The sequence below is a fragment of the Blautia sp. ZXY-1-B12 genome (assembly GCF_056339915.1).
Window position 1 is genome coordinate 1 of the sequence record NZ_JBWJVP010000201.1, and the last position, 24,533, is coordinate 24,533.

At 45.0% G+C, this 24,533-nt stretch carries 33 protein-coding genes and 1 pseudogene; 3 read left to right on the forward strand and 31 right to left on the reverse strand.

What is annotated here, in order from left to right; all coding sequences use genetic code 11:
* The 21 genes from AC075L_RS12330 to AC075L_RS12430 form a co-directional block, all read right to left on the reverse strand.
* Positions 1-212: DNA topoisomerase (locus AC075L_RS12330; RefSeq protein WP_476387738.1), on the reverse strand; the 212-nt coding region annotated here is incomplete at its 3' end.
* 43 nt (positions 213-255) lie between these two features.
* A complete protein-coding gene (locus AC075L_RS12335; RefSeq protein ID WP_097777333.1) occupies positions 256-477 on the reverse strand; it encodes a transposon-encoded TnpW family protein in 222 nt (73 codons plus the stop codon).
* Positions 478-584: 107 nt separating this feature from the next.
* Positions 585-2,486: an AAA family ATPase gene (locus AC075L_RS12340; protein WP_476387739.1), complete on the reverse strand. Its 1,902-nt coding sequence runs from the start codon at positions 2,484-2,486 to the stop codon at positions 585-587.
* 16 nt (positions 2,487-2,502) lie between these two features.
* Positions 2,503-4,116, reverse strand: a complete 1,614-nt coding sequence (gene mobQ, locus AC075L_RS12345) for a MobQ family relaxase (protein WP_476387740.1) — start codon at positions 4,114-4,116, stop codon at positions 2,503-2,505.
* A 134-nt stretch (positions 4,117-4,250) separates the two neighbouring features.
* Positions 4,251-4,544 (reverse strand): DUF3847 domain-containing protein, encoded by a 294-nt coding sequence (locus AC075L_RS12350; protein ID WP_476387741.1) that lies wholly within the window; start codon positions 4,542-4,544, stop codon positions 4,251-4,253.
* Between the two features lie 89 nt (positions 4,545-4,633).
* Complete coding sequence (locus AC075L_RS12355; protein WP_476387742.1) at positions 4,634-5,350, reverse strand: hypothetical protein; 717 nt, start codon at positions 5,348-5,350, stop codon at positions 4,634-4,636.
* Complete coding sequence (locus tag AC075L_RS12360; RefSeq protein WP_005922902.1) at positions 5,347-5,907, reverse strand: RNA polymerase sigma factor; 561 nt, start codon at positions 5,905-5,907, stop codon at positions 5,347-5,349. The genes AC075L_RS12355 and AC075L_RS12360 overlap by 4 nt, the downstream gene beginning before the upstream one ends.
* 84 nt (positions 5,908-5,991) lie before the next feature.
* The gene (locus tag AC075L_RS12365; RefSeq protein WP_476387743.1) at positions 5,992-6,480 is read right to left on the reverse strand and encodes a hypothetical protein; all 489 of its coding nucleotides are present in this window, start codon (positions 6,478-6,480) and stop codon (positions 5,992-5,994) included.
* Positions 6,477-6,803: a TnpV protein gene (locus tag AC075L_RS12370; RefSeq protein WP_119189542.1), complete on the reverse strand. Its 327-nt coding sequence runs from the start codon at positions 6,801-6,803 to the stop codon at positions 6,477-6,479. Before AC075L_RS12370 ends, AC075L_RS12365 begins: the two co-directional genes overlap by 4 nt.
* Complete coding sequence (locus AC075L_RS12375; RefSeq protein ID WP_158420704.1) at positions 6,800-8,674, reverse strand: recombinase family protein; 1,875 nt, start codon at positions 8,672-8,674, stop codon at positions 6,800-6,802. The genes AC075L_RS12370 and AC075L_RS12375 overlap by 4 nt, the downstream gene beginning before the upstream one ends.
* 16 nt (positions 8,675-8,690) lie before the next feature.
* Positions 8,691-10,154, reverse strand: coding sequence for a DNA topoisomerase (locus AC075L_RS12380; protein ID WP_476387744.1), 1,464 nt, complete (start codon positions 10,152-10,154; stop codon positions 8,691-8,693).
* Positions 10,155-10,259: 105 nt separating this feature from the next.
* Entirely contained in the window at positions 10,260-10,982 is a 723-nt protein-coding gene (locus tag AC075L_RS12385) for a CHC2 zinc finger domain-containing protein (RefSeq protein WP_476387745.1), read from the reverse strand.
* 77 nt (positions 10,983-11,059) lie between these two features.
* Entirely contained in the window at positions 11,060-11,425 is a 366-nt protein-coding gene (locus tag AC075L_RS12390) for a hypothetical protein (protein WP_476387746.1), read from the reverse strand.
* Positions 11,418-11,642, reverse strand: coding sequence for a hypothetical protein (locus tag AC075L_RS12395; protein WP_476387747.1), 225 nt, complete (start codon positions 11,640-11,642; stop codon positions 11,418-11,420). Before AC075L_RS12395 ends, AC075L_RS12390 begins: the two co-directional genes overlap by 8 nt.
* A 169-nt stretch (positions 11,643-11,811) precedes the next feature.
* Complete coding sequence (locus tag AC075L_RS12400) at positions 11,812-11,982, reverse strand: hypothetical protein (protein WP_476387748.1); 171 nt, start codon at positions 11,980-11,982, stop codon at positions 11,812-11,814.
* Positions 11,975-12,325, reverse strand: coding sequence for a hypothetical protein (locus AC075L_RS12405; protein ID WP_476387749.1), 351 nt, complete (start codon positions 12,323-12,325; stop codon positions 11,975-11,977). The genes AC075L_RS12400 and AC075L_RS12405 overlap by 8 nt, the downstream gene beginning before the upstream one ends.
* Position 12,326: 1 nt before the next feature.
* Positions 12,327-12,698 (reverse strand): hypothetical protein, encoded by a 372-nt coding sequence (locus AC075L_RS12410; protein WP_476387750.1) that lies wholly within the window; start codon positions 12,696-12,698, stop codon positions 12,327-12,329.
* 126 nt (positions 12,699-12,824) lie between these two features.
* Entirely contained in the window at positions 12,825-13,085 is a 261-nt protein-coding gene (locus AC075L_RS12415; RefSeq protein WP_476387763.1) for a 3'-5' exonuclease, read from the reverse strand.
* Positions 13,086-13,123: 38 nt separating this feature from the next.
* Entirely contained in the window at positions 13,124-13,348 is a 225-nt protein-coding gene (locus tag AC075L_RS12420; protein WP_476387751.1) for a hypothetical protein, read from the reverse strand.
* Positions 13,345-14,283: a hypothetical protein gene (locus AC075L_RS12425; protein WP_476387752.1), complete on the reverse strand. Its 939-nt coding sequence runs from the start codon at positions 14,281-14,283 to the stop codon at positions 13,345-13,347. The genes AC075L_RS12420 and AC075L_RS12425 overlap by 4 nt, the downstream gene beginning before the upstream one ends.
* A gap of 347 nt (positions 14,284-14,630) precedes the next feature.
* A complete protein-coding gene (locus AC075L_RS12430; RefSeq protein WP_476387753.1) occupies positions 14,631-14,903 on the reverse strand; it encodes a hypothetical protein in 273 nt (90 codons plus the stop codon).
* A gap of 294 nt (positions 14,904-15,197) precedes the next feature.
* Here AC075L_RS12430 and AC075L_RS12435 point away from each other — a divergent pair, with 294 nt between their 5' ends.
* The gene (locus AC075L_RS12435; protein WP_476387754.1) at positions 15,198-16,034 is read left to right on the forward strand and encodes a hypothetical protein; all 837 of its coding nucleotides are present in this window, start codon (positions 15,198-15,200) and stop codon (positions 16,032-16,034) included.
* Positions 16,035-16,070: 36 nt separating this feature from the next.
* Here the strand turns inward: AC075L_RS12435 and AC075L_RS12440 are convergent, their stop codons facing one another.
* Positions 16,071-17,309, reverse strand: coding sequence for a serpin family protein (locus AC075L_RS12440; protein ID WP_476387755.1), 1,239 nt, complete (start codon positions 17,307-17,309; stop codon positions 16,071-16,073).
* A 313-nt stretch (positions 17,310-17,622) separates the two neighbouring features.
* On the opposite strand from AC075L_RS12440, the gene vapB reads away from it, so the two are divergent.
* Positions 17,623-17,853, forward strand: a complete 231-nt coding sequence (gene vapB, locus AC075L_RS12445) for a type II toxin-antitoxin system antitoxin VapB (protein WP_476387756.1) — start codon at positions 17,623-17,625, stop codon at positions 17,851-17,853.
* On the forward strand, positions 17,850-18,254 hold the full coding sequence (vapC, locus tag AC075L_RS12450) for a type II toxin-antitoxin system tRNA(fMet)-specific endonuclease VapC (protein ID WP_476387757.1): 405 nt from the start codon (positions 17,850-17,852) through the stop codon (positions 18,252-18,254). The genes vapB and vapC overlap by 4 nt, the downstream gene beginning before the upstream one ends.
* 241 nt (positions 18,255-18,495) lie before the next feature.
* Here vapC and AC075L_RS12455 read toward each other — a convergent pair whose 3' ends face one another.
* From AC075L_RS12455 to AC075L_RS12495, 9 genes and pseudogenes are all read right to left on the reverse strand, one after another.
* Positions 18,496-18,723 (reverse strand): reverse transcriptase N-terminal domain-containing protein, encoded by a 228-nt coding sequence (locus AC075L_RS12455; protein ID WP_476387764.1) that lies wholly within the window; start codon positions 18,721-18,723, stop codon positions 18,496-18,498.
* A 20-nt stretch (positions 18,724-18,743) separates the two neighbouring features.
* Complete coding sequence (locus AC075L_RS12460) at positions 18,744-18,989, reverse strand: hypothetical protein (protein ID WP_008704376.1); 246 nt, start codon at positions 18,987-18,989, stop codon at positions 18,744-18,746.
* Positions 18,990-19,003: 14 nt separating this feature from the next.
* Positions 19,004-19,527, reverse strand: a pseudogene (locus tag AC075L_RS12465) (hypothetical protein); the annotation flags it as partial.
* 177 nt (positions 19,528-19,704) lie between these two features.
* Positions 19,705-20,859, reverse strand: a complete 1,155-nt coding sequence (locus AC075L_RS12470; RefSeq protein WP_118568921.1) for a YibE/F family protein — start codon at positions 20,857-20,859, stop codon at positions 19,705-19,707.
* A gap of 26 nt (positions 20,860-20,885) precedes the next feature.
* Positions 20,886-21,179: a hypothetical protein gene (locus tag AC075L_RS12475; RefSeq protein ID WP_476387758.1), complete on the reverse strand. Its 294-nt coding sequence runs from the start codon at positions 21,177-21,179 to the stop codon at positions 20,886-20,888.
* Complete coding sequence (locus AC075L_RS12480) at positions 21,103-22,590, reverse strand: purple acid phosphatase family protein (protein ID WP_476387759.1); 1,488 nt, start codon at positions 22,588-22,590, stop codon at positions 21,103-21,105. The genes AC075L_RS12475 and AC075L_RS12480 overlap by 77 nt, the downstream gene beginning before the upstream one ends.
* Positions 22,591-22,927: 337 nt before the next feature.
* Positions 22,928-23,548: a PhoU domain-containing protein gene (locus tag AC075L_RS12485; protein WP_118568919.1), complete on the reverse strand. Its 621-nt coding sequence runs from the start codon at positions 23,546-23,548 to the stop codon at positions 22,928-22,930.
* Between the two features lie 3 nt (positions 23,549-23,551).
* Positions 23,552-24,217: a Na/Pi cotransporter family protein gene (locus AC075L_RS12490; protein WP_243100000.1), complete on the reverse strand. Its 666-nt coding sequence runs from the start codon at positions 24,215-24,217 to the stop codon at positions 23,552-23,554.
* The gene (locus AC075L_RS12495; RefSeq protein ID WP_242986832.1) at positions 24,171-24,401 is read right to left on the reverse strand and encodes a hypothetical protein; all 231 of its coding nucleotides are present in this window, start codon (positions 24,399-24,401) and stop codon (positions 24,171-24,173) included. The genes AC075L_RS12490 and AC075L_RS12495 overlap by 47 nt, the downstream gene beginning before the upstream one ends.
* Positions 24,402-24,533 lie beyond the last annotated feature (132 nt).

Below are 24,533 nucleotides of genomic sequence, written 5' to 3' on the forward strand. Positions count from 1 at the left end.
TCCGGATTGACGATACTATGGTCTCCTACATATTCGATGTAATCTTTTCCGGACTGGGTGATATAAAGTCCTTTTCCTTTTACCTCCATGTACCCGGTGGTGATCAGGTCTTTGATGATCTGGGCCCTGGAAGAAGGCATCCCGATTCCCTTGGCTTCCTTCATGATCTTTTTCAGATCCCGGTCTGTCATGTATTTCTGTATGTCTTCCATGGCATCTACCAGTGTCGCCTCTGATACGCTTTGTCAAGGGTGTTTAAGAAATTTTTTCGCTTTGTTCAAACTCTTTTGCACAATCATTCAAAATAAGCCGCTTAATCTTATCGGTCATCGTTTCCTTGCTCGTTTCGCTGAAATGCAGCTTGACACGATAGGTTGTCTTTCCAATCCTCTTTACCATAACGGGCTGCTGTGTACCTTGTGCGGTCAGAGGGGAAGCGGTAGGGGTGGCGGTGCGGGTGTTGGTTTCGTTGCTCATAGGCTCTCCTTTCAAAGATAAAGCCCCATGCGGTCAGCACATGGGGCGGTGGTCGGTATAGTGAAAGTGCGAAAGTGCAAAGTGCAAAGGGTCTGCGTTTTGCACTTTCAGTTTGCGGGTTGGGGCGGCTGCGGCTTCTTTAGGAAGTTGTACCATTGCCCGCCGATACGCTTCGCGCCTAAAACCGCGCTCATGTTGCGCTTGGCGTTCTGTACCGTCCTTTCGGATATTCCGGCTTCGGCGGCGGCTTTTACAATGTCCTCGCTGGCAAGCTCTTTCCCGTCTGCGAGTAGGTCAAGTATCAGCTTTTCAGCCTGTTCGGTTTTGGTGGCATTGTTGCCGCCCGCGCCGGACAGCAGCTCGTCGGCGGTGATGTCGTATTCGCCTATCCACGAAAAGCCCGTTTCCGGGTCAAGGCAAAAGGCAACGGGCTTTCCCTCCGGCGCAAGGGAAGATTTGTCATGGACGATAACGCGCACATTCGGCTCTCGCTTCACGCGCCCGATAAGAAGCACGCTCCTTGCTGCGGCGCGGAAGTCGATAGAACCTAATCCCCGGTATGCGCTCTGCCCTCCGGCAGCTTTGTTGAGATGTCCGATAAGGATAACGGCGCACCCGGTACGCTCGGCAACTTCGGCAAGGCGGCGGAACATGGGGCGCACTTCGTTCGCCCGGTTCATGTCGGTCTTTTCGCCCATGTACGCTTGTATGGGGTCAAGGATAATCAGACGCGCCCCGTTCTGGACGATTGCTTTCTCTATGCGCTCGTCGGACAAAGTAAGCTCCCGTTTTGCTTCATCAATCACAAGAACGCGGTCAAGGTCTGCTTCGGCTTCCATCAAGCGGGGCTTGACGGTATCTCCCAAACCGTCCTCGGCAGTCTGGTAAATCACTTGGAATGGCGGCAGGGGCTTCATTCCCGGCAGCGTTCCCCCGGTGGTACAGGCGGCGGCAAGGCGTAGGGCAAAAGTGGTCTTGCCCTCGCCGGGATTGCCTTGCACAATGGTTACTTTCCCAAAGGGGATATACGGCTCCCATAGCCATTCAACGGTCTGTGTGTCAACCTCGCTCATGCGGATAATCTCAACGGTTTCCTCCTGGGTTGGCTCTTTCACGCCGTAAATCGCTTCCCGGATATACTTCCCGTCTGTGATTTCTGCCCGGTGCTGCAATACCTCGTTCCAGTCCTTGTAAAGCGGGAGAAGGCGGTGGACGGTCAAGCCCTCCGGCATGAGCTTCACAAGGCGGCTGCAAGCGTCGTTTCCGGCTTCGTCGCTGTCAAGGCAGAGGTAAACGGTCTTGGTGTTCGGACGGTCAGAGAGAAAGCGGAGCAGGGCTTTTTCTCCCACGCCACCCAGCGCAAGATAGCTTTGCTTCTGCCAGTCCTTTTTGAACAGGCAGAGGAAAGATAACAGGTCAATGGGGGCTTCAAAAACAAACAACCTTTCGCCCTCGCCACGGTAGCAGAAGTTAAAGGCTTTGTCGCTGCCTTTCACATCAAGGCGGAAGCTCCCGGCTGTGCCGCGCTGGTGGGCGTATCGCGGTATGCCGCTTTCATCTCTGCCAACGAATACGGCGTTATGGTGGGCGGCTTCCTCGTAAATATCCCCGGTGGAAAAGAAAAAGCCCGTCACATCTTCATCAATGCGGCGGGCGGCTGTGAGGTAGTTCCTCGCTGTTCGGTTGTCGGGGCTGCGGGGCGGCAGTCGGAAGTCGGATAGGGACGCGGGGCAAGGTCTGTCCGGCAGCGGGGCTGCGCCTTTTTCTCCTGTCAGCATTTCAACGGCTTCGGTAAAGCTCTTGCCGAAAAACTCCATGACAAAATCAACGGGTGCGCCGCCCTTACTCTGGCTGTGCCTGTACCATTTGTTTCCCCGGACGGTCAAGCTGTCGTGCCGTTTCCAGCGGTATTCATTTCCGGCACGGGTAAGCTGCTCGCCCTGTGATTGCAGGAAAGAAACAAGGTCGGCTTGGTTGGCGCGGTCTATCTGTTCTTGGGTGTAATACATAAAAGTTCAACTCCTTTCAGCGGTCTATATCATGCCGCTTGGTACGGCTCTGCGTCTGTTCCGGCTGGTCGGCGCGGAGTGCAATATCAACGCACTTGCGTATCTTCTGAAGCTCGGCAACTTCGGCGCGGGCAGCTTTCAGTTTGGTGTAGTCGGTATCTCTCTGCTCTTTGAGGTCGGCGTATTCCTGTTCCCATTCCGCAATAGGCAAGGTCTTTGTTCCTTTCGGCAGATTTGCATGGAGATAGCGACTTGCTGCGTTCCATAGGGTCAGTTCGGCGCGGTGGGCTTCCTCGTACTTGTCGCGCTTGTTTGTCCAGCCGTTTTGCAGCTTTTTCAGTTCATCGTGAATGGGCTTGTACTCTGTGTAGTTCTTCCCGTATTCAATTAGTTTTTGCAGTTCTTTCATGCGCTGCTCGGCGGTTTTCATTCCTGCCCGGATTGAATAGGCTTTATCACTGACAGAGGAAAGGGAAGCGTCCAGCTCGTCAAGATTAGAGATACCATGCTCGGAAAGATAGTTGACCGCTGCCGCTATGGTTTTCAGTTCATCGGCTGTGTGCTGTTGTTGCCAACGCTGCGAATACTTCCGGCTCTTTTCTCTCTGAACGCTCAAATACTTCATCAACAGATTTGCGAGGTTGGGAGATTGCGGCGGCTGTTCCGGGGCGGTTTCCCGCGCTTTGAACAGGTCGGCAATCCACTCTTTGAGCTTCCCAATCTGCGCCCGGATTTCCCGGATAAGGCGGTTTGCCTTTTGGATATTTCGGTTCAGTTCGCCTTTCTCGGTGGCGATACCTTTCTTCTCCATCTGGCAAGCAGCCACGCCCATGTGGACGGTAGGCAGTTCGTCAATTCCTCTCTCGGCGTTGCTGCGGTGGTCGATACGCTCCGGGCTTCCGTTCCTCTCCAAAAAGTCGTTGGTATAGTCAGCCCATGCCTTGCGCCACAAGAGGGTGTTGTCCTTGTCGTTCCAGCCTGTAAGGTCAACTTTGTGGTTTTTGTATCTGCCGCTTGGCAAGCGGATACGCTCGCCGTTTTCGTCAAGGTCATATTCCTTTTTGGATTTCGCCGCCCACGCGCCGCGCTCGTCAAGGGGGCGCATGGTAAGCATAATATGACAATGGGGGTTGCCGCTGTTGGTGTCGTGGATAGCAAAATCCACACACATTCCTCTGGAAACAAATTGAGAGGAACAGTATTCCCGGACAAGCCGGATCTGTTCCTCTCTGGATAATTCTATGGGGAGTGCTGCGTCAATCTCTCTGGCAAGCTGGGCGTTCCCAGCTTTCTCGTAAAGTTCCACGCTGTTCCACAAGGTTGAACGGTCAGAGAAAGAGGGCGGGGCATGGAGCGGCAGCATGATTTCTGTATGGACAACGCCGCCTTTGCGGGTGTAGTCGTGGGTCATTCCGTCCCATTCGTTTGTCAGCTTTTCGCCGCTTCGGTAAGCGGCTGCGGCAACGGCTGATTTGCCTTTTCCTCGGCTCACAATGCCGATGTTCCAATGGTAAATGGCTATGGGTATCACCTCCCGGATAGGATAATAAAACCCGCAAAAATGGTACAGACGCCAACGGCGGGTGTACTGTTTTTGCGGGTGTGCAGGGATAGCCGCGAAGCGGCGCAAGGGGTGCAGCCCCTTGTTGCGGCAAAGCCGCCATATCGTAGCGCGGGGAAAGTTCCCTGTGCGGAGATAAGCCCTCGGCAGAGCGCACACGCCCGCAAGGGTGTATAAGTGCGCCCTTGTTGCCAAGGGATTATTTAGCTTGTCGTTTCCTCGGCTCTTTTTCTCAAAAACTCCCGCGCTGGCTGGCTCGTCAAGGCAAGCCGGAGAAGTGCTGTGGCTTCCTCGTCGGTCATGTTCTTTGCTTCCGGCACAATGCTTTCAAAGACTGCGCCCCGGACGATAAGGCGGTGGCTGCGTGTTCTGCGTTCCTCTTTGGATAGCTTTTGACGCAACATCTTTTCCCGGTTCTCAAACTGCCGGATTTTCTTCTTTCCGTCCTCAATCTCGGCAGTCAATTCCTCGCGGGTTTTCTCTCTCGGTTTCGTCATAGCTGGCCGCTCCTTTCTGCCTGTCGGCATAGAAAAAGGACAGTCGATTTGCTCGGCTGTCCTGATGGTAGTATTAAATTTTCATGGGGTTATCCGTTGAAAGAACTTAGGTCAAGCGCACCATTATTTATCAGCTCTTGGATAATGGTAGCCAAATCGTTTTTCACACTTTCGCTTTCAGTTTTTGCACCCGCATTTTCAACATATACGGTGCTATCTCCCAACTTAAAGGTCGCATAGTAAATTACATTCTGTTCTCCCATGCTGTTCCGGTCTGTTACAAAATATCCTGCCGTCACGCTTGTGCCATTTACTTCGCTACTTTCTTCACTTCCTACAATCTTCGTATCAAGTAGTGCTATATCCGTTGTAGATATTACCACTTTGGCATTTTCGATTTTTCCCTCAAAACCAATCAATTCTTTGTTGCTGTCGGAAACAGTATCCTCAACACGAAAAACTGCATGAGCTGTAACGGTCAAGTTTGGAAAAAGAGATGCAGCTTCCGTTTCCGTAAGTTGCCTTGTTGTTATAGTCCCGTCAATGTCAATGCTTGAGCCAGCAGTTTCCGATTTTACAAAGATGATTTCATTTCCGTTGTCCAAAGTGGCAATGTCAGTTTTGTTCCCGAACAATCCACTTTGAAATACGCCTACGCCTAAAACAGCAATTACTGCAAAGCAAGCCGCCATAGCCCCCCACTTTACCCAAATGGGCTTTTTGGCTTTCTTCTTGTAGTTGAGAGCTTCATCGACATATTTTGTGTCAAGCTCGCTCATAGCGTCGGAAAACTTCTTTGCATTCATACGAATACCTCTCTTTCAATCAAATATTGCTTCATCTTCTCGCGGATACGGGTCAGCCGGACAGAAATGTTTTTTTCTGAAAGCCCCATAAACTCGGCTATGTCCTTATAGCTGTCGGAAAACCAATAGCGGCGCATGAAAATAACGCGGTTTTCGGTAGTCAGCGTGTCTAAAAATGCTTCAATGATACGGGCTAACTCTTTGGCTTCGATTTCTGCTTCTACTGTATTCGGGGCTGCTATACAGGCTTCAATTTCTTCCAAAGCAATCGTGTAATGGCTGCTCCGTTTGGCTGCTTCCTTTCTCCAATAGATTTTGAGTGAAATGTTCCGAACGATTTTAACAAGATAAGATAGCAGCGGGTTAGGTCGTGCCGGGGGAATGGCGTTCCATGCGCCTAAATAAGCGTCGTTTACACATTCCTCCGCGTCTTGTCTGCTGCCTACGATATGGTAGGAAAGATTGTGGCAGACCTTTCCGTATTTTATATCCAGCTCTCGTATGCCTTGTTCTGAACGTCCAAAAAACATTTCTATGATTTTTTCGTCGTCTATCATCTCACCGCCTCCTTTCGGGCTTCACCTATGTACTACGGTTTCAGCGGCAAATACTACATCTAATCCGAAACTTTTTCAAAAAAATTATAGCACATCTTTTTGAATAGGGTGTGTCAAGTTGCCGGAATGTTTCTTTGCCGCTTTGCTGGCGGCGTTCCTCCGTTCCTCACTGTATGGGGCGGTCAGACGGAAAGAGAAACGCCCCTTTGCAATATCAAACTCCATGCAGCCCGTTTCGGGGTCTGCGTCGGTTTGGCAGCACTGGTCGGGGTACTGTCCGGCGTAGGCGGCAAGCCGCTTCTTTAAGTCGGTGTTGTGGGTGCGGATATGGATAAGGGGGTCTTTCTCGTCAAACCATATATCGGTGGTCTTTTCCTGCTTTGTCAGCCCTGTTCTCATAAACTCTCCTTTCTGCGCCCCTGTTACGCAATAGGGGCATTTTTCGGGTGTTTTTCCCGGCTCTTGGCTTGGGAAAAACGGCGATTTTCCAATAGAAAACGCTCCGGCGATACATTCCTCGTCCAGGGCGTTTCTATCGTGAAATATGGGATTTTTCCGGCTCTTGACGCTCATACATAGATAAGCTCAAACTTGACGATTTCTTCCGCTTGCGCCTTGCAGGTGTTCATCAGCCCCACCCATTGCATGGGGTCTGCGGCTTTCAGTTCCTCGGTTGCGCCCGCACCCTCGGCAAGCTGCGGGATAATGAGGTCAAGGCGGCGACGGACGGCGGCTTCAATCTCGGCGCAATGCTCATAGAGGGTTTCGCTTGCGACAAGGGCGGTGTAGAGGTCGGGGCGGTAGCCCTCAAGGTAGGCTTTCCGCAAGTGTCCGTAATGCCCGATAGGGGGCTTTTTCTTGGCGGGTGCGTCGCCGTTGTCAATCAATCTTCTCATGCGCTCAATGCTCCTTTCTCGTCCTGCACAAGAGGAAGCTCGATAGGCTCTTGCGGCTCCTGTGCCTGTTCTTGCTGCTCTTTCCATTGTTTGCGTTTTTTCTGCATATAGCGGCGGTTGTACTCGGCTTTCTTTGCCCGTCGGCGTTCCTGTTCGGCTATCGCGGCGATTTCTTCCTCCGTCAGTTCCACTTCCTCGTGTGGGATTTCCACCTTGCCCACGAAGTTAAAGAAAATCTCAATTTCCTGTGTGCGGCTTGCCCCTTTGCCCTCCGCTTGGTGGACAAGGATTTTTTCAATAAACTCATTTATCATGGCAGGGGTAAGCTCGGAAAAATCTGTGTACCGCTTCACAAGAGCGATAAACTTTTCCGCATTGACGCTCTCGCTGCTGATACGGTCAAGCTCCTGTTGGTCTTGGGTAATGCTTGTGTTCAGCCCGTCCAATTCAAGTTCAAAATCGTGTAGCATTTGCTCAAAGAGCTTATCAGAAAGTTTCCCATTGACATTATCCTCATAGAGCTTTCGTATCAAGCGGCTCAATTCATCGGCGCGTTTCTCGCTGCGCTGTTTCCTCTGCCGTATGGTCTTGATAGCCTTTTTCTGCCGTTCCCCGGAAGCGGAGCAGACTTGTTCAATAAAGGCGGCTTCATTGTTCTGCGCATAGTTGCATACTTCCTTTATCGCTTCAAGTAGCAGTTCATTTACAACAACGGTGCGGATAAGGTGGGTGGTGCAGTAGGTGTCATATCGCTGATTTCCTAAATCGTATCGGGAGCAGTTGTATTCGTCGCGGTCTGGACGCCTTTTCCCGTTTGGTCGCCCCGCCCAATCCCGCGCCTTTCCCGCTTTCCCTCGATGGTTATACATCTTCGCCCCACAATCGGCACAAAACATTAAGCCGGTTAAGGGGTTGGCTTCTCCGATGGTGTCAGTTCTGCGGATTGTTTTTCTCAATGACTGTACGCGCTCCCATGTTTCTTTGTCAATGATGGCTTCCTGTGTGTCCTCGAAGATAACTAAATCCTCTTTGGGTGTCGCTTTGGAGCGTTTGTCCTTGTAGCTTTCCTTGTAAGTCCGAAAGTTTACTGTATGCCCCATGTATTCCGGTTTTGACAGAATATCGGAAATTGTATTGCCGCGCCATGCGTAAGGCTCGGTTGAATTGTAGTTTGACTTGTGATTTCCCATGCCGCGCTGTGCAAGATAGTAGGACGGTCTTTCTATCTTTTCCAACGCAAGAATACGGGCGGTTTCATACGGGCCTTTGCCCTCTATCGCCATTCGGTAAATCCGGCGTACTACCTCGGCGGCTTCCTCGTCAATAATCCAATGGTTTTTATCATTCGGGTCTTTCTTGTAGCCGTATATGCAATGGTTTGTCAAATGTGCGCCGGACATTCCCTTTGCCCGTAAAACAGTTGTGATTTTGCGGCTGGAGTCACGAACATACCACTCGTTCATAATGTTCAAAAACGGCGCAAACTCGCTGCTTTCCCGTTTGTCGCTGTCTACACCGTTGGCAATGGCGATAAAGCGCACGCCGTTTTCTCTGAACATCACTTCGGTATAAAATCCCACTTGCAAGTAATCCCTACCGACGCGACTTAAATCTTTTACAAGGACATGGGAAACCTCGCCGCTTTCAATGCTTTCAATCATGCGCTTCCAATTCGGACGGTCAAAATTAGCCCCAGACCACCCATCGTCGGTAAAGTGGACGCAGTTAGTAAAGCCATGCGATTTTGCATAATCTTCAAGCAGCTTCTTTTGATTGATAATCGAATTGCTGTCGCCTGTCAGTTCGTCGTCGCGGCTCAACCTCTCATAAAGGGCTGTGATTTTTCCGCTTCCTGTTTGCTTTGTTTTCATGGGTCAATTCTCCTTTCTATGGGCGATTTCTTATCCCCCTTTCATAGCATATAACATCGGTAAGCCGTTTGGGTGGCCTGATCACGACTTCATGGATCCCTTTCTGGGCGATCCCTATCTTCTGTCCTTCCGATACATCCGGCAGGCGCAGTTCCTTGATCTTCGTGTCGAAAATGGCAGTAAAGCCCCGGTCTTTGATAACAGAACCCCTGCTCACAAATAAACTCCCATCCACATCGAGGAGATACTTTCTCTTCTCTTCCACCAGGTCAGGAAGAAAGATTGCCAGAAAACGCTTATAGACCATGATGCATACATTTTTTTCCATTTCAGACAGTTTGGAAAAATCCGGGATCTTCCCTGTCGGGATCAGGGCACCATGGGAACTTTTTTTAACTTCCTCATCGTTTACGTATCGTTTGTTTACCGCCGTCTTTTTGATGGCTTCAGGGGTGATGGAAGACAGATATGGTTCCATCCCCGGAACAGCGGATACCGTCCGCAGCAGGGAAGAAAATTCTTTTGCTTTCTCGGAAGAAAGATGTTTTCCGTCGGTACGCGGATAGGACATGACCTTGTGCGTCTCGTATAATGACTGCAGAGCCTGCAGGGTCTCATCCGGGGAGTACCCGTACTTCTGTCCTGCCTCCACCTGGATGTCTGAGAGTTTGTACAGCTGCTGCGGAGGCTTTTTGGTTTCTTTTTTTTCTGTTTTCTTTACAATGGCTTCCGGGCCAAGACCGCTTACCAGTTCTTTAGCTTTTTCCAGTTCTGGGAAGGCAAGGTCTTTTCCTTCTTCATCGACCAGTGTCGCTACCATTTCCGGATCTTTTGTCTGGATGACTGGCAGATAGGAACTTTTCGAGGAAAATTCATCGATCGCTTTACAATTGTCATAGACCAGCTTCAGGGTAGGCGCCTTTACTCTTCCCACCCTCATGAGCATGCCGGTCTTGACGGTATATGCGACAGAGAGGTTGAACCCGATCAGCCAGTCAAATTGTGCCCGGATCCAGAATGCCTGCGTCATACCCACATCCCTGGGGCAGGTATGGAAGTCCGTCAGGTTTTTGAAGGAATCCATGATTCCCTTGTCTGTCAGGTCGGTCTCAAAGAAGCGGTATGCTTTCATCTTTTCCAGATGCAGGTTCTTTTCCAAAAGGGCATAGATCCCGTTCCCCTCCACATCACTGTCGGTGCCGACGATGATGCCTTCGTAATCCCCGGACTTTATAAGATCACGTATCTTTTTTACCAGATCCGGCTTGATGGATTTGATGCGAAAACTGTCAGGCACCATCGGAAGCTTCAGGTCCTTCCATTTCAAATTCCATTGGCTGTATTCTTTGGGTTCCATCAGTCCGCAGACATGGCCTGCAAGGGCAACGAATGTGATGTCCCCGCAGGGTTTATTTGATTTTTCGTAAGCCTTTTTCACCAGTATCATGGTGGACGGCTTTTCGGCTATATATAACAGCATAAAATTCCTCCTAAGAAAAGGGGAGGAAAATTCCTCCCGTTTTTATACAGAAAGACCTAGGCGGTCTTTCTCTGTGACCTGTGATATTTCTTTTGTTCTGTTTTTTTATATGCACTTTCGATTAGTGCAAGTTTTTTGTTCGACAACTGACATCTGATAATCAAAAAAATCGTTCTGGATCTCCTCTTGGAGGACAGAAATAGTCTTTTTTGCCGCAATGTATTTTTTATAATATTCGCGGCATTTGTTCCGTACCATCCAGTAAAAGTTTCCTTTATTTGTTTCATAAAGTTCTGTCAGGTGCTTGTACATTGGCTGTCCCTTTTTACTGACCACGTAATCATCAACAAGAGCAACAACCTCTCTGGTACGTTTTGAGTAACCTAGAGTGGTTTCTTTATTGACAGTATAGCCGAGTCTTTTTTCCGGTGCTTCCAGTACGGATTCCGGGTATCTTTCCGGTTTTCTGTCCTCAGTCAGCAGACCGATCGCAGTCAGTTCCTCCATGCTGAACGGCATTCCGGAAGACCTTTTCTGCACCGTCACGTCCGTAAGGCCGAACCGTTCAGAAATCTCCTTAGCAGCTTCCAGCAGGCTGAGTCCTGTCTGGAACATATACAGGTCGAAAATATCCGCAGTATGTCCGCAGGCAAAACATTTGATCCGGCTGTCTTTCATGATAAAGGCATTTCCAAATCTCTGGTCGTCATGGAACGGACAAAGGACAGAAGTCAGTCCTCCGATCCTTCGTTTCTCTATGCCAAGTATATCACAGATATCTTCCATGCTGACGCATTCCTTGATTCTTTCCAGGTCATATTCTTTCATAAAAAAATCCCCTTTCGTTTTTGATCTTTGGATAAAATGAAAAATGAAGGGGATAGATAAAATCACATATGGCTTTCTTATTCTGCAAAACAGATACAGGCAAGGCAGGCACAGGATGACAGGAGCATCCCAAGGGTAGAGAAATTAACCCACCATTCACCCGGACTTGTAGTCGGCGGACTTGCAGCTGGCGAACTTGCAGCTGGCGAACCTGTAGTTGAACCAGCTGCCGTTGGATCCTTCGCCGTCAGAGCGGCGTTGTTTTCCGATGGATGAAAGACGGCGATATCCGGATGGTAAAAATAATACCCTGTCATCTCCGGTTCTACCGTCATGGCATTCGGCCTTTCCAGATGAAAGCAGAAGATAAAAGAGGAAAACAGCAGTAAAGCAACAAAAGCGGTAAGAAAGATCCCGCGGAGGGCATTCCCCGATTCATACATCCCTGTCACCTCCGATCCGTCTTTCCAGCCGGTCGATCCTTCTTTTCATCCGCAGCATGCTTTTTTTCATTTTTCTCAGCCGGGCATCCCGCTGGTACATTTCCAGCGTATACAGCTGGTGAAGGGAGACAGCTAGGCTGATGCAGACCATGGAAAACTGTTTAAAGAGCAGTGAGGTAAGTATCCCTGCCATACCAAGTACAAACAGATGGACCATCACCGTCCTCTTATTTCGAAAAATGGGGAATATACGTGCAGCAGCACTTAATGCTACAGATATTACAAATATTCCATTGAGTATCCGGAGTATTTTAAGGAAGAGCATAGTGTCCTTTCATCCAAATAAGGACCAGAAGCTCCGGCCCATATTGGATCATCTTTTTCGTTTAGTCATAAAGAGCAGGGATCCCGGTAGCTGTTCCCGCTAAAAGTGCGGCAAGTAGCTGTCCCGTATGGTCCGGCTTCAGACCCTCCCCGATCTCCGGCTTCCAGGTCTTCTTTTTATCAAAAATAAAGGTCTTTCCATTCTCCACAAAAAGGCAGTCGTCTTTATCCATGTCCCGGAATCCTTCTAAAATCTTCCACATCAGCTGCTGCGGAACCATGGCTGGTTTTTACATCCCGGTAATCTGTAAGGTTGATATCCTTAAAGCTGGCAAATACAGGGATAATCTTATTCAGGTAAGAGATGGAAGAATCATCACTGTTATCTAAAAACAGCTTATAGTCACAGGAATTGATGATTGTCTCATCAGCATCAGCCAGGCTGTCGATATGTACAAATGTAGAGAGCTGGCTTTCATCGTATCCTTTGTCCCACATGTAGGAATAATCTGGATCAAAACCATTAGCGATCAGTGTCAGATGCTGTGCGTGGAGATATTTGCCCCTTAACAGCATGTCAACGAACCTCGGGGTACTGGCAGGGGCATGGATGTTTCAGATAGATCACAACCTTATCCTCAAAAAACATCTTCGGCTTGCAGACGAGCAGTTCGACACAGGAGCAGTATTTCTTATTAAGTGGATCCACTTCATAGACCTGGTACCCCTTTGCCTTCATCCTACCGGCGGTTGCTTCACTGATCTTCCCGTTATAATCCCAGACAAGATAGGATCCGTTTGCAGTAAGAAGATTCAGGACGATCAGGTCCCGTACTTCATCCGCAGTCCCTCCGACGGCAAGCAGGTTTCCGGAAACCAGTCTTGCGATATGCTTTGAAATCTGAAGCGGGAGCCCCGCGGAAAAATCTGTTCTAAATAAATCTGTCATTCAATTAAACCTCCTTTGATGTACCTAATATGGAAAAAAATCTAAAAAAAAATCCTGCCATCTCTGGCAGGAGAAAAAGTGAATTCGAATTCACTTTTTTTACCACCGGACCGCCATATGGTCACGTCAATAATTTATTCTTTGGGCGACACTGGTGAGTGTCAGGGATTTCCTTGCCCTGGTGATGCCTACATAGCAAAGACGTTTCTCCTCTTCCATGCAGTCCATGGCAGCTGGATCCGTGCTGTTGACTGCGCGATATCCCGGGAACATGTTTTCTTCCATTCCGGTTATGAACACATGTGGAAATTCCAGTCCCTTGGAACCATGAAGCGTCATTAATACTACACCGTCCTCGTCGTCCTTTAAGGAGTCAATTCCGGATATAAGGGCAGTCTCTGTGGGATAAGAGTTGTCCTCTCATTTCAGTAGAAGAAGTATCTTCTGGCAACCTCTTCATAATATTCTTTCTTTGCAAAATCCAGTGTCTTTCGAAGGCTGATCTCATTTGCCCCGATCTCTTCTCTCAGCTCTTTTGCGTACGGAAGGAGACTGTCTACTCTCCTGCCGTTCTTTTCTGATTTCTGGATATCTGTATACACTGCTTTTAACTCATCAAAAGTTAAGGTTTTATATGGATTCTCTGTCATACCGGCACCTCCCTGCTGTATTTAATATGTCTTTTTGCGATTTTGTACTGTCCTAAAAAGTTCATCCTTTCAAAGTTCTCCAGAATGGACTGCAGCCGGTAAATGAAAAGATCCATTTCCTGCTGGGTCACCTTAAAGGTAAGGGTCCTTTTATCCTCTGCATGTTCTAAGTCCACGGTCTTCAGCTTTCCCATATCCCTTAAAAATGCTTTGCAGTTAAAGATTTCAAAGGTCCAGTCCACACTTAAGGAAGAGGAACCGGAAATTGAGATCGAGTAAGCCGTACGCCTGTTGTTTTTATCCGCAGTAGATTTTGGTTTGACTGGGGAAGAATACAGCGGAGGCAGGTTGATGGTTTGGGAAAGACGATGTGATTGATACAGGTACAATGCTTCATCTATGGCTTCTACCATCTGTTTATTTTTGGGGTATCTGTCTAAATTGGCTGCAAAAAACTTTCTCGCGTTCGTAAGGATGTTCAGCCCGTTTTCCATCTGCATTACCTCCGCGGCAGTCCGGTTCTTGCAGTTCCTTTCTTTGATCGGGACGGTATAGGCCGGGGTATTTGGCTTGCTCATTGCCTGCCGGTTTAATATGTTTCGCTGGAACTGATACTGGTTCAGAAGATACGGTATGTCATTAGCCGGGATATTGGCAACCACGCTTCCCTTTTCCGAAGAGGCGATGGCCATACGGAATACGGAATAACCGGTGTGCATTTCCATTGGCGAATTTTTTGTATCCCCTTCTCCCGGGACATTAAGGTCCGCGGCACAGGTCAGGGACATTCCTGCTCTGGCAGCCACCCAGATCTGCAGGGGATATTTTTCTACCATAGCCTGTTTATCTGGGAGCGGCTGGTTGGTTTGAGGATAAGATGGCATGTTATTATAAAACTGCTGATATGCTGTCTGCGGAGACTGATTACTATACATTTGTTTTCTCCCTTCTGTTTTTCTTTAATAATATAACAGAACGGGAAACTCTTCTTTTTGTACGAAAAAACTCTTAACTTGTTTTTTGTACTTTAACTCTTTTTGAGTTAAGATACATCAACAAAGTTAAGATTAGCCTCAAAGCCATATTATTACTGAAGATTTTGCTTTTTTAAAAATCAAAAATCTCCGCGGTGTTTTCATGATTCCGCGGAGATTAAGGGAAAATATAAATTAGAAAGTCCTGCACTTAGCAGGCAGGATTATCGCCCTGGCAATTGATCTGGATATGTCCCAAAATTCAGAAATAAATAAGGCAGCTCTGCATCTGCAGGCTGCCTACATTTTTACGCTGTTTTCGCACCATATTCAAACATTTTGATGCCAATTATATGGCAAATGTCGAACATATGATTGATGATTAATTCCACATCAGGATCTTCTTCTCCTGATTTATGTAGTTTTTGGCTGATATGCTGCTTGGCCTCATATATTTCTCCATACAGCCTGTCACATTCTGAGTCTTTTGAAAACTCATCCTGTATTTTTGCGTACTCTTCTGAAGCCTCATCTTCTGTAATTGCTCCCATTACCATTTCGTATACTGTGTTTGCGTCCATGTGTGAACCTCCTGTTATGTGTTTTTGTGTGTATGTTTATCATACTTCAGATATTCTGTTTTCTCCACAAAAACAGTTCGTAAAATACCTGCCTTTTTCGACATTTTGCGTTATACAAATTACCATCAGTTTAATCTTTTTTCGGGGCATTGTATGCGTATATAGGCTGCGAAAATAATACAGGCAGATGTCTGAAAAGTTGGGGAAATTGTGGGGGAATTGTTTTCCGCAGATTGACTTTGCCATTTGATAGTACTACAATTAAGACAGATAAAAGAAAGGAGAAATTTTTTTATGAAAAAGTTGAAAAATGTAAAATTTGCCGCCCTGATGCTGTTTGTCTGTGCGGTACTGCTCTGCATGAAACCGGTTGGAGTACAGGCTTCCACAATGCAGACCATTAACACCAAAAAACCGTGTAAAAGCTACGATATCACGGGAGACAACAAAAAAGACTCAATACAAACAAAATGGGCATTTGACGAATACGTGTCAGTCATTGTTAACGGAAAGACCGTTTACAAAAACAAAACTCCAATCGAATATGATCCGACCGTCCGCTACTGTAGATTTGAGAATGGCACTCCATTCTTATTCATTGAGAGTTATGGCGTAAATGATCTTGCTCAGGCTACCCTTGTTTATTATAAGAATGACAAACCGAAGTCTATCAACCTTGATTTTGGTACTTATGGATGGCTGTACGGCGTGAGTGATCTCAGTGTTTCGGGTAATACTTTTACAGTCCAATATTCTCTAATGACAGGATCTACCGGATTTACCAGATTAAAACCATGTGTCTTTGTATACAAGGATGGAGATATTAAGAGAAAAGGACACAATGTATATGACGTTGCAGCTCTCGACAGGTATACCACCGGGCATGAAATGCTCAGAACTTCATATGTCAGTACTGCCAGAAAACTGACGGCATACAATGACATCACTACAAAAGACAGGGCATTTTCAATCAAAAAAGGTGCAAAAATAAAAATAACAAAGATTTATTACAATCGGAAGACACTTCTAGTCGGAGTCGAATACAATGGAAAATTTGGCTGGGTGAAAGGAATAAAACGGATAGTAGCTTATAAAAACCCATTGTTTAAAAATCTGGCATTTGGAGGCTGATCATGAAAAAGGGGATGCATATGGCATCCCCTCTTTTCATCTGGAAACAGTCATTACCTTTCCCATAAATAGTATTTCATCATTATTACTGTCATAGATCAGGAAGGCAAACGGTCGGGTAAGCTCCACAGTTTTGATGATCGGCTCATCCTCCTCTGCGGCTGACATGCATTCCATGATGACAGCAGTCACTGCCGCTGCTTTCGTGCCGTTTTCATCCAGCTCCAGTTTTGTTTTCTGAAGGATCGTATCCACATTTACGTTTTGGTCTGCAATACCGGAGAAATCAGCATTGCTGGAAAATATATTGCCCAGTCCCAGATTTGAGAGCATGTCGTTCAGAACGGCGCTCGTTTCAAAGTTAAGTTTTGGCATCTTGCAGTCAACTGCATCATATTCTGGATTGGATTTCAGGAGTCCGCTAATATCCAGATCCTCCAGAGTGAAATTACCCTCATCATTTGGCAGGATCCCTATGAAACTTAACCCGTTGGCATAATCCCTGCCAAAAGCCGTAGCTTTGTCATTTTCATAATACCGGTCTCCTGTACAGGTCATATATTTTGTCTTTTCTTTTTTTCCAAAATTTTCTTCTGTATCAGAAATATTCCAAGGTTCCCCGCTCCATCCGGATTCAAAATACAGGGAATTGGTTAAACACAGTCCTGTACTGTCGCTGATAAGGTCCGGGGTTATGATCTCCGGGATCAGACCTTCTGTGTTTTTGTCACACCAGGAGTTGATGATACTACATGTTTTCTCCGCGGCAGAGAAATCCACATTTTCTACCTCAGCCCCAAAACTGTCCGATACTGTATTTCTGAATTTCTCCTGAAGCGTCAGTTCATCATCTGCCCAGACCGCATCTGCGATCTTTAATTTCGATTTATATCCGTAATTCTCGTCTTCGGTATTGTATTCTTTGATCTTGTCCAGGTAATCTTTTGCATAGGAAGCAAAATCATCGGTTCCCAGGTAATCCTCCAGGATTTTTTTGGTTTCTCCCTTTGCACCTTCCGCGATCATACCGAGTGCGAAGTTAAGACTTGTGGGACTGAACATGATGTTTTTTCCATCGGCTGCTGCGGAGATCCGATCTGTCATTTTTACGGAATTCTGCAATACTGCGGTTTTGTCGATATCAGATTTCTCTTCTTCAATAGATGCTGCAATCTGGACCTCATGGTCTTTTGCGGAATCGGCATATACATTGGCAACAGGCATTACGACAGTCATGACTGTCATTATCCCGGCTAACAGTTGGTTCCTTCTCATAAGACATTTCCTCCTCTGGCGTTTTCTTTAGTTTAGCATATTTTTCTTTCGGTTTTGTAATCTGCGGAGAACGGGATAATGACTTCTGCCTATAAGATGAAAAGCGTTTGGCCTTCCTGGATTTAAAACAGAAAATTGTCCATACGGGCTCAGGGTTGTGAAATTCCTGCCACGAAAACAGTTCGCAAAATACCTGCCTTTTTCGACATTTTGCGTTATACAAAATACTAGCATTAAAAAGATTTTTGAGAAATGTTTGTTGACACAGTATATATCAAGATATATACTATATTATATAAGGAGGTGTATTATTATGACAACAGCAAAGTTATTTGAAAACGGTAGAAGTCAGGCTGTTAGATTGCCGAAGGAATATCGCTTTTCTGGAAACGAAGTATCTATTAATAAGATAGGGGATGTCGTGATTTTAATGCCACAAGACAACAAATGGGCTGGCTTCATGGAAAGTCTGGAATTGTTTACGGATGATTTCATGAAGGATGGACGTGAACAGCCAGAAAATCAGGAGAGAGAAATTCTATGAAGTATATGCTGGATACAAATATCTGTATATATGCAATTAAGAATAAGCCGATCGTGGTGATCAGAAAACTGTTATCCCATAAACCGGAAGATCTGTGCATTTCTTCAATTACTTATGCAGAATTGATGCATGGAGTTGAAAAAAGTCAATCTGTAGAAAAAAACAGGATAGCTTTATCATTGTTCCTATCTCCCATTCAAATCCTTGATTTTGGAAGCAAAGCTGCGGAGGAATACGGGTGGATTTGCGCTGATCTTGAGAAAAAAGGTACACCTATTGGACCAATGGACTTGTTGATTTCAGGACATGCAAAATCAGAAAATTTAATACTGGTTACCAATAATACAAGAGAATTTTGTAGGGTAGAAGGTTTAGAACTGGAAGATTGGACTATCGAGTAAAATCAGGGGCTTATGGCTCCTGATTTCTGTTTTTCTACTCTTCCGTAATAACATTGCAGGAATCTAATATCTCATCTGTAAGCATCGGGTTGTAATGCTCTGTCTGAAGGGGTAACAGGGATTCCGTACAAAGAATGGCTGATACCTGTGTACCTTTGATCCTGCATGGCTCTGTCGGTCATAGTTGGTATCCCTAGTGGACGTTTTTCCTTTTTTCCATTCTTTTCGATATAAGTTCTCTTCAATGGCTTTGCTTTGTATGAAGAAGTTGTAAGGTTGTAAACTGCCTGGATTTTGTCTTCGTCTGTCGACCAGATGTCTCCATCAATTCAGGTGTATTTTTACCTTTGTTTGTTATCACTCTCTTAACTGCCAGGACTTTTGCATAAAATGAATTTGTGATTAACTTTTGGAGTCTCTTTACAATGTGAACTTCCAGTTTTTTTCCGCCTAAATCGAGTGTCGCTATATCTGCGACTCAAAATAATTCTATTTTTCCGTCTTTTCTCCATCTGATCCTGCATTCAAAAAGTTCATGATCTCCTCATATGACCGCCCACTTTTTACAACCGCTGACAGGATCTCTTCTTTTCTTATGGCATCCCGCTTGTCTAACAGTTCTTTCAGATTTGCTGTTGCCTGGTCATACTTTTTCTTCGCTGCGATCACATCAGCCTCTGCTTTTTCAATCTTTTCTTCCAATGCTTCCTTACTTGTTTTTCTTGTTCTTGCCATCTTTATTTTCCTTCTTATTCTGCTTTTTTCAGTTCCTTACTCAGCTCTGATGCAAAATATTTTATACTGCTCGCATCCAGTCCAAAGGCTTTCAATATTACTTTCTGATTCGCTGTTACTGCATGATCCAGACGGTATATATTGTCCAACTGACGTACCATTTCTATTTTTTCCAGCTCTTTTATTGCCGCCGATACCGTTATATAGTTCGGTTTCTTATCCGGTTTTTTCATCTCTTCTTTTAGTTTTATATACCTCTTGCAGCGCACTATCATGGATACAAATCCAACAAATATCTTCGCTCTTGCTGATTCTTCTGACTACACCCGGATGCTTTATCCAGCATGAACTGAAGCTGGGAGATATCGTTCAGACTTCCTGGATATTTTTCATAAAATAATGGTTCCTGATTATGAGTATCATACGCAACTGCATAATTAAATACCAGCTCTCCCATATCTACTTTCGGATGTCCAAATTCAACCATTTTTATATCTCCAGCCTGACAGTTTTTATTCGTTGAATCATAAGAAATATACTAGTACCAGGTGTCTGACCCCAGTATGTCTTTTAGTAAAAAAATGGCTTCATGTTATCAGTTTGTTCTTGTGAACTAATGATAACGTGAAGCCATTTTAGAATTAAATGAATCATACTCCCCAACATAACAATAGCCTTGACCATACTAAACAATCACGGCTATTATTCTCCTATTTTAATCCAGCTGTTTATTTTTATGAAAAAGTACGGTACAAATAAGTACGGTAAATGGCACTGAAAACACGATTCCAAAACTTCCAGCAAGCCCCTGCATGATTGCAATTCCAATATTATTTGAATTAATAATCTGCTGATACGGAAGATCATATGCGTAATCAAGAAGAAGTGTACTGACGCTGCTTCCTGCAAATGCCAGGATAAGCGTATTACTGTCCGTTCCCATCATATCTCGTCCCACACGCAGTCCTGCTTTAAAAAGTTCTGTTCTTGTTAAAGAAGAATTCTGTTTATAGATTTCATCAATAGCACTGCTGATTGACATTGCAACATCCATAACAGCACCTAAACATGAAATCAGCAGACCTGAAAACAGCAATCCACCTACCTGGATGCGATTTGTATTCCAGAGAGTCATCAACGTCTCAATATCCGATACATTATATCCGGAAATTCCAGATGCCTTACTAAAACACCATGCGGAAATCCCGGCAAGAACTACTCCGGCAAGAGTTCCAAGCGTTGCGGCACACGTTTTTCGTGTAGGACCTCCGATAAGATACATGGTAACCAGTGTCGTAATAAAACATACAAACACTGCGGTCCAAAACGGTGAGTATTTCAGATACACAAGCGGCAGATATACAAAAATCACGCAGAAAAACGTAAAGACAAGTCCAAGGCAGCCTTTTATTCCCTGCTTTCCACCAATCATGCAAAGCGCTAACAGATAAATAAGTGCAAAAATATAAATAACCGATTCTCTATCCTGTGTATAAACACTGGCAACTGTAGAATCACCTGCAACACTCTGCATAACGATTACTTTCATTCCAGGTTTGCATGCCGCGCCAAATAAATACCCAGAACTACTTGTAATATCAAGTTCTTCTCCTTTTCGTACCCCTGTAAGCATGTGTACACGTACTTTCTGCTCTCCTACACGGGTTCCGTTTTCCTCCAGATTATCCTGAAGAATTTTCACCACTTTCGCTTTCTCAAATGTCTGCCCTGTCCGAACCACCAATTCTGTTTTTTCTACCTGATTCAGCCTGATAACAAAAACAGCGAACACACAGACAAGTAAAAAATAAATAAGATACCGGACTGCCTTTTTTCTGGTAAGTAGCCCGGTAAGTTTTATGTTTTTCATAGAATTTGATTTCTCAGATTCTGCTTTTAATTCTCAGATGTTTCAGCTACTGCATCTGTAGAAGTATCTGCATTATCTGCTGGTGTATCCGAAGAATCTGATGCTTCAGCGTCACTGTCTGTGGTGTCAGCAGAAGTGTCTGAGGTATCTGAGGAATTGTTCGTAGTATCTGTGCCCGTTTTTTTGATAGTAAATGTATCATCAATTGCTTCTGCCTTACCATCATCTGTAATCTGGTAAGTATCAATAGAGAATGCATCTGCTGTCAATGTAATGACAGAATAACTTGGAAGCCAGTTCTGGCATGCGGGCTGCCACATAATCCTGCTGAGTGGAAAGAAGTTCATAATACTTAGAACCTGAAGCGGAGTTTGCTGTCATGTACAGGATTCCCTGTGGATCTGTAACGGTATCTCCATCAACATCTTCGATTGTATAGCAGCTATTATCCTGATGGAATGCATCCAGTGCAGCCTGTGCATCTGTATCTCCTTCTTCCGGAGCAAGTGCGATCTGTTCCTGTGTATCTACATTTGTAGCATGATCCCAGTCATAATCTGTTCCATCTGCATTCAGACTGAACTCATATTTACCATGAGTCTGTCCATCACCGTAAAGCATTTTGGAACGACTGTATGTATGGTCATGTCCCTGAAGGACAACATCGATATCATTTGCATCAAATACAGGAGTAAGCTGTGTACGAAGGATCATACCATCGGTATCTGAATGATCAAGACCAGATCCGTAAATATCCTGATGAATGGTTACGATACGCCATTTTGCATCCGGATAAGCTTTGACAGCTTCTTCGATTGTTTTCTGATGTTCTGCCACGTTATAATTATTGGTATTTAAAACAATGAAAAGTCCCTCACCATAACTGTAGTAATAATCACCACCAGCCTGAGTTTTTCCATTCTCTGTATTATTCGGATTATTAAAGTGATACATGTAATCTTCATTTAAAGAATCATGGTTACCAATCGTAGTTGCCACTGCAAGACCTTTCAGCGCATCAGCACTCAGGTAGGAAGCATATTCTTCCTCTTTTGCTTCACCTGTTTTGTTAACCTGGTCACCTGCTGAGATTACAAAGTTAATATCCGGATTTTCCTCAAGTGCTGTATTCAGAGTACGATTCCATGAAAAGCCATCATTCTCTGCTGCTTTATTTGCCGCACCTGATTCATTGGAAAGCTCTGCGCCATTCTGAGTCTGACCTTTGGAAGCACCAATCTGCGGGTCGCCTACATAAAGGATCTTTACAGAATCTGTACTCTGTGTTTTATATTCACATACGTCTGTCTGCTCACCGTTTTTCTCAACTGTGTAATAATAAGTTGTATTCGGTTCCAGTCCTGTAACTGTTACATGATTATATTCATAAGCCTTATCTCCCGTAAGACTCTGATCTACGTCACCGGCAGTTCCCTCGAATGTCTCAAGATTATCTTTATCTGTTCCAAAATGAACTACAGGTGTTGCATCGCTGTCACCTTTCTCACTATACCATGCGAAATTCAGCTGAGTATCATCAGCACCAGGCGTAAGAGATACCTTTGTAAAATCAGCTGCTGTTGTTTCCCATGCTGCATCCCAGTCAGACCATCCAGAATCAGCACCAACCACGCTGCTGTCTGTATAATGATTTGTAGATGCATATGCTGCCGGACAAACCACTGTCATAGAAAGAGCTGTTAAAAGACCTGCAATTAATTTTCTTTTCATAATAATAGACTCCTTTTCAAAAAATATTCTTGTTTTTCAGTCGTCGCATGAAGTATAGCACCCGAATTTTCCAAAAACAACAGATTTTCCTTATGTTTGACAGACATTTACATATTCCTTAACATAGAATCATAATTGTTAAAATCCGAAGTATAATTAACCATATTAGCCGCGAAATTCAGGTCATTTTATGGGACAGTCAGTAATTGTTCCAAATTATTTTGACAAAACAAATTTACCAGATTCAACCCATAAAAAAAGTACCTCCACCATGGGAAGTACTTTTTTAATAAACTTATACAAATGCCATCAAACTAATTATACACTTTAAATTATTTTATTTATCGCCTAACGCAACACTTTCTGCCACTGCATCCATCGCAAATTCTCTGGCGTCCTCTCCAAGCTGTACAAAGCCCGTATTATCCAATGCTTCTTCTGCAATGCTCACGCAGTTATCTGCTGCTCTTTCCAGATTATAAAGGATCCCGGAAAAGCCTATTGTTAAACCAGGATCACATTTCTGCTCTTTTACTCTGTTCAGGTGTGCCTTATTAAACTTCTTTTCCGCCTTGTTCATCTTTTTCTTATTCTTAAATACCTGTTCCGCCTGCTCGGCGCTTCCTTCTTTCACTGCTTCCATCGCTTGATTTAATAAATCCCATGTAATAGCAATGCAATTTCCCAACTCTTCATTTGCAGTCGCAGAAAGTTTCATTCCCTTACTTTCGATCTGATCCCAGATTCCATCAATATCCTGACATCGATCTGCTATCCTCTGAATATTATTCGTCACATAAAGCAGTCCCGCAGTCTGTTCCGACTGTTGTTCTGTCAGATTACCACTGGAAAAAAGTCTGGTAATATATTCTGTCACATCTTCCTGTAAATGCTGTACAGTTTCCAGTTTTTTCTTAAATTTATCATATGCGGCAGATGTTTTTCCTACGCTGATCACTTCTTATAACTGTGTAAGCATAGTTGCAGCAAAACCTGCCAGATTTTCCAGTTCCTGTGATACCAGATACATAGCAGCCACCGGCTGGTCAATCATCTTGTTGTCCAGATATTTCGGCTCATAAGCTGCCTTGATTTTCTTATCTTTTCCCGGAATAATCGTAGTTACAATTTTAACCATCAACGGAATCAGTGGCAGCCACACCAGTGTACATACCACATTGAAAGTCGTATGCGCATTCGCAATTTGACGTGAAATTACCTCTACTTCGTTGCCTTTTGGTGAAATATACTGTACGAATTTCGCAAACCACGGAATCAGCCATACAAAAACAAAACTTCCTGAAATGTTAAAGATACTATGTGCGATTGCAGTACGTTTCGCATTCTTTGACTGTCCAATAGATGCCAGAAGTGCTGTAATCGTAGTACCGATATTATCTCCAAGCAAAATAGGAATCGCTCCTGCCAGACCTATCACACTTGTCACACCATCCGGTCCTGCCTGAGATGCAAAGTTCTGAAGTACTGCAATCGTAGCAGAAGAACTCTGCACTACCAATGTCATCGCCGCACCAAGAAGTACACCTAATACCGGAATGGAAGAAACTTTTCCCATAAGATCAGTAAAAACCGGACTGGTTGCCAGTGGTTTCATTACACTGCCCATAATTTCCTGTGACCAGTGCTCCTGCAAGCGCTCCCATGACCGGGTTCTTCGTAAGAAATCCCAGAATCTTTTTCATCTTTTCCCCGGCAGCTTTTTGCAGCGCATCACTCATGCTGTTCATTCCATAAAGAAATAACGCCAGGCCGCCAATCAGTCCAAAAATCACTTTTACATTTTCGTTCATTACCTGTTTTCTCCCTCTTCCTTTTCAAATACGTTCTGGTATTTCTTTCACGTTCATTTGTAAAATAAATACTGATACAAGTTCCTCATGCTTCTTGGTTTGCAACTTTATTAATTGTATCAGTCAGAAGAG

Coding starts and splice junctions, on each gene's coding strand:
- AC075L_RS12335 (WP_097777333.1), bottom strand. CDS start 477: ATGAGCAACGAAACCAACACCCGCACCGCCACCCCTACCGCTTCCCCT.
- AC075L_RS12340 (WP_476387739.1), bottom strand. CDS start 2,486: ATGTATTACACCCAAGAACAGATAGACCGCGCCAACCAAGCCGACCTT.
- AC075L_RS12350 (WP_476387741.1), bottom strand. CDS start 4,544: ATGACGAAACCGAGAGAGAAAACCCGCGAGGAATTGACTGCCGAGATT.
- AC075L_RS12355 (WP_476387742.1), bottom strand. CDS start 5,350: ATGAATGCAAAGAAGTTTTCCGACGCTATGAGCGAGCTTGACACAAAA.
- AC075L_RS12360 (WP_005922902.1), bottom strand. CDS start 5,907: ATGATAGACGACGAAAAAATCATAGAAATGTTTTTTGGACGTTCAGAA.
- AC075L_RS12365 (WP_476387743.1), bottom strand. CDS start 6,480: ATGAGCGTCAAGAGCCGGAAAAATCCCATATTTCACGATAGAAACGCC.
- AC075L_RS12370 (WP_119189542.1), bottom strand. CDS start 6,803: ATGAGAAGATTGATTGACAACGGCGACGCACCCGCCAAGAAAAAGCCC.
- AC075L_RS12375 (WP_158420704.1), bottom strand. CDS start 8,674: ATGAAAACAAAGCAAACAGGAAGCGGAAAAATCACAGCCCTTTATGAG.
- AC075L_RS12380 (WP_476387744.1), bottom strand. CDS start 10,154: ATGCTGTTATATATAGCCGAAAAGCCGTCCACCATGATACTGGTGAAA.
- AC075L_RS12385 (WP_476387745.1), bottom strand. CDS start 10,982: ATGAAAGAATATGACCTGGAAAGAATCAAGGAATGCGTCAGCATGGAA.
- AC075L_RS12390 (WP_476387746.1), bottom strand. CDS start 11,425: ATGTATGAATCGGGGAATGCCCTCCGCGGGATCTTTCTTACCGCTTTT.
- AC075L_RS12395 (WP_476387747.1), bottom strand. CDS start 11,642: ATGGTCCATCTGTTTGTACTTGGTATGGCAGGGATACTTACCTCACTG.
- AC075L_RS12400 (WP_476387748.1), bottom strand. CDS start 11,982: ATGGATAAAGACGACTGCCTTTTTGTGGAGAATGGAAAGACCTTTATT.
- AC075L_RS12405 (WP_476387749.1), bottom strand. CDS start 12,325: ATGCTGTTAAGGGGCAAATATCTCCACGCACAGCATCTGACACTGATC.
- AC075L_RS12410 (WP_476387750.1), bottom strand. CDS start 12,698: ATGACAGATTTATTTAGAACAGATTTTTCCGCGGGGCTCCCGCTTCAG.
- AC075L_RS12420 (WP_476387751.1), bottom strand. CDS start 13,348: ATGACAGAGAATCCATATAAAACCTTAACTTTTGATGAGTTAAAAGCA.
- AC075L_RS12425 (WP_476387752.1), bottom strand. CDS start 14,283: ATGTATAGTAATCAGTCTCCGCAGACAGCATATCAGCAGTTTTATAAT.
- AC075L_RS12430 (WP_476387753.1), bottom strand. CDS start 14,903: ATGGACGCAAACACAGTATACGAAATGGTAATGGGAGCAATTACAGAA.
- AC075L_RS12435 (WP_476387754.1), top strand. CDS start 15,198: ATGAAAAAGTTGAAAAATGTAAAATTTGCCGCCCTGATGCTGTTTGTC.
- AC075L_RS12440 (WP_476387755.1), bottom strand. CDS start 17,309: ATGAGAAGGAACCAACTGTTAGCCGGGATAATGACAGTCATGACTGTC.
- vapB (WP_476387756.1), top strand. CDS start 17,623: ATGACAACAGCAAAGTTATTTGAAAACGGTAGAAGTCAGGCTGTTAGA.
- vapC (WP_476387757.1), top strand. CDS start 17,850: ATGAAGTATATGCTGGATACAAATATCTGTATATATGCAATTAAGAAT.
- AC075L_RS12460 (WP_008704376.1), bottom strand. CDS start 18,989: ATGGCAAGAACAAGAAAAACAAGTAAGGAAGCATTGGAAGAAAAGATT.
- AC075L_RS12470 (WP_118568921.1), bottom strand. CDS start 20,859: ATGAAAAACATAAAACTTACCGGGCTACTTACCAGAAAAAAGGCAGTC.
- AC075L_RS12475 (WP_476387758.1), bottom strand. CDS start 21,179: ATGTGGCAGCCCGCATGCCAGAACTGGCTTCCAAGTTATTCTGTCATT.
- AC075L_RS12480 (WP_476387759.1), bottom strand. CDS start 22,590: ATGAAAAGAAAATTAATTGCAGGTCTTTTAACAGCTCTTTCTATGACA.
- AC075L_RS12490 (WP_243100000.1), bottom strand. CDS start 24,217: ATGGGCAGTGTAATGAAACCACTGGCAACCAGTCCGGTTTTTACTGAT.
- AC075L_RS12495 (WP_242986832.1), bottom strand. CDS start 24,401: ATGAACGAAAATGTAAAAGTGATTTTTGGACTGATTGGCGGCCTGGCG.